Annotated in this window: 2 protein-coding genes and 1 pseudogene; all 3 read right to left on the bottom strand. The window is 34.1% G+C overall.

The window, feature by feature from the left end:
- Positions 1-263: 263 nt before the first annotated feature.
- Complete coding sequence (locus tag A9G10_RS00030; protein ID WP_065557662.1) at positions 264-1040, bottom strand: hypothetical protein; 777 nt, start codon at positions 1038-1040, stop codon at positions 264-266.
- Positions 1037-1693: a DUF2612 domain-containing protein gene (locus tag A9G10_RS00025; protein WP_065557661.1), complete on the bottom strand. Its 657-nt coding sequence runs from the start codon at positions 1691-1693 to the stop codon at positions 1037-1039. The genes A9G10_RS00030 and A9G10_RS00025 overlap by 4 nt, the downstream gene beginning before the upstream one ends.
- Positions 1686-1981, bottom strand: a pseudogene (locus tag A9G10_RS12650) (baseplate J/gp47 family protein); the annotation flags it as partial. The pseudogene A9G10_RS12650 and the gene A9G10_RS00025, both read right to left, overlap by 8 nt.

Here is a 1981-nt window from a genome sequence, read left to right as displayed (position 1 = left end):
TTGCAGGATTGTTATTTGTGTCCACATTATTAATTAATTGTTGTTGTTTTTATTTGTTGGTTTTTATTTTATCTATATTGCTGAGACTATCACTAATATTCTTTAGTTTTGATTGCCCGTTTGCATCAGCAACTATTTTTTTGTTGTCGGGTATGTCCGACGTAAAAAACCAATGATTATTGTCTAATTCTATTACATCATAATTGATATCATATATACTGGGCATTACCTCTGCCGTTGTTATTTTATTGAAATATCTCATATTAATATCCCTCGGCTGAGTATGAACATGCAAATTCACTCATCGCAACCATTCCCGATGCACCGAACATTCCCGCTGTTAGCCCTATTTCATGCAAACTATTGATTTCATAATTTATGATTTCAACTGCAGGTGTAGATGTTTCAATTGAGACATTGACAGATATAACTGTCTGGGTAAACGGTATTGGGAATGGAACTTTTACACAACCTAACGGGTTTGGTGAATGAAGCGGGTTGGAGACAGGCCATTTGTTGCCAACTCGTTTAAAGCCATCACTGTATATTTCATACCAGCCGTTTATGTTTGAACCTTTAGCAATAATAAAACGGCTAATCTGCTGGCCGTTTATTGCTATTTTTTTAAAATCAACATGTTCACCTACCTCATAAATAGGATCACTACCATTCATTATTTTTTGTGCGGGTAAAGCATTAAAATAATCTGCCTGTAATCTTTGCCACTTAGAGGTGTCGCTCGACGGTTGTGCATTGTCATTTTTAACTATGGCTATGTATAAAGCACCATTATATTTTATAATAGCATTTTCTGGATAAGTAACTAACTCACTCCATTCTGGCACACCTTGTTGTAACAGATATAGTATATTTTTATCAATTCGATTAAATGCGCCATTCATCCATTCCATTGGTGGTTTCGAAGCAGTTTGATCGATGGTGATTCCCCAGCCTCGACTTACATCAGGAAAATCCGTAACTTCCCCTTTTTTTGCTGAATCTGCAAAGATTAAATAATCTGGTTTTTTTTGTATAATCATTGAATAGTTCCTATTTCTTGAAGTCGAACAAATTTGCCTAAATTAAAACCGAATGATGCATTGTCATGCGAAAATCCAAACGGTTCATTATTAATTAGAACAATATATTGATACATAACACCAACAGGTCGGGCTAAAATATCCATTTTACTAATTGCATACAAAGTAAGTGAATTGAGTTGATCACTGTTAACTAATACGTTCATTGTCATATTTTGGGAATCAATAATATTTCCATTTCTGCCAATCACGAATTTAATTGATTTTACAATGTTTGATATTTCACCACTTTGATAATTTTTAGTAATTTTTGCCTTAATAAAGAAACGATAATCGCTATCATTTAATACAACAGATGCCGTTAAAGCGTCGCCATGTCGATAAAATTCACCAATATCAAATGATAATGCTGTGTTATCTTCTAACCATCCAAAATATTCTTTGGTGATAGCAGAAGGTAATACACGCAAGACGCCAACATGACGACCAATCAAATCAAGTGCATAACCTGTCGCGTCGTTGATGCTGAGAACATCCGCAATTTGAATGACATTGTTAAACGTGTTACCAGTCTCTTTATTGATAGCTTTGATAGTGCCTAATGCCTTGGGTTTTGTACGATATTGCCAAATGAGGAATTTTTCTCTATTCATCTATTAGCACCTCAACATGCGTTATCTGTGCATACTCTCGATAATCGATATTGACAATGTTGGCACTGTTTACAGCGAGTTCTTTAATATAAAATCCGTCAACTAAGTTAATGCTTGAAATAATGCGAGATGCATACACATTTTCACCAATTTCAAAATCAAGACTTTTTAAATTAGCTTTAATCTGTTCTGAATTGATATCATTAAAAGATTTGTAACGACCAATTGTCATTGAGACATTGATATCGACTTTTTTTGGTCTATCAAAGTGAACTTTTCGAGGTATTT

The organism is Gilliamella sp. wkB308 (genome assembly GCF_001690185.1).
Taxonomy (GTDB): domain Bacteria; phylum Pseudomonadota; class Gammaproteobacteria; order Enterobacterales; family Orbaceae; genus Gilliamella; species Gilliamella apicola_I.
The sequence above is the reverse complement of the archived record's forward strand: the minus strand, read 5'-3'. Positions and strand labels throughout refer to the sequence as shown.

Coding starts and splice junctions, on each gene's coding strand:
- A9G10_RS00030 (WP_065557662.1), bottom strand. CDS start 1,040: ATGATTATACAAAAAAAACCAGATTATTTAATCTTTGCAGATTCAGCA.
- A9G10_RS00025 (WP_065557661.1), bottom strand. CDS start 1,693: ATGAATAGAGAAAAATTCCTCATTTGGCAATATCGTACAAAACCCAAG.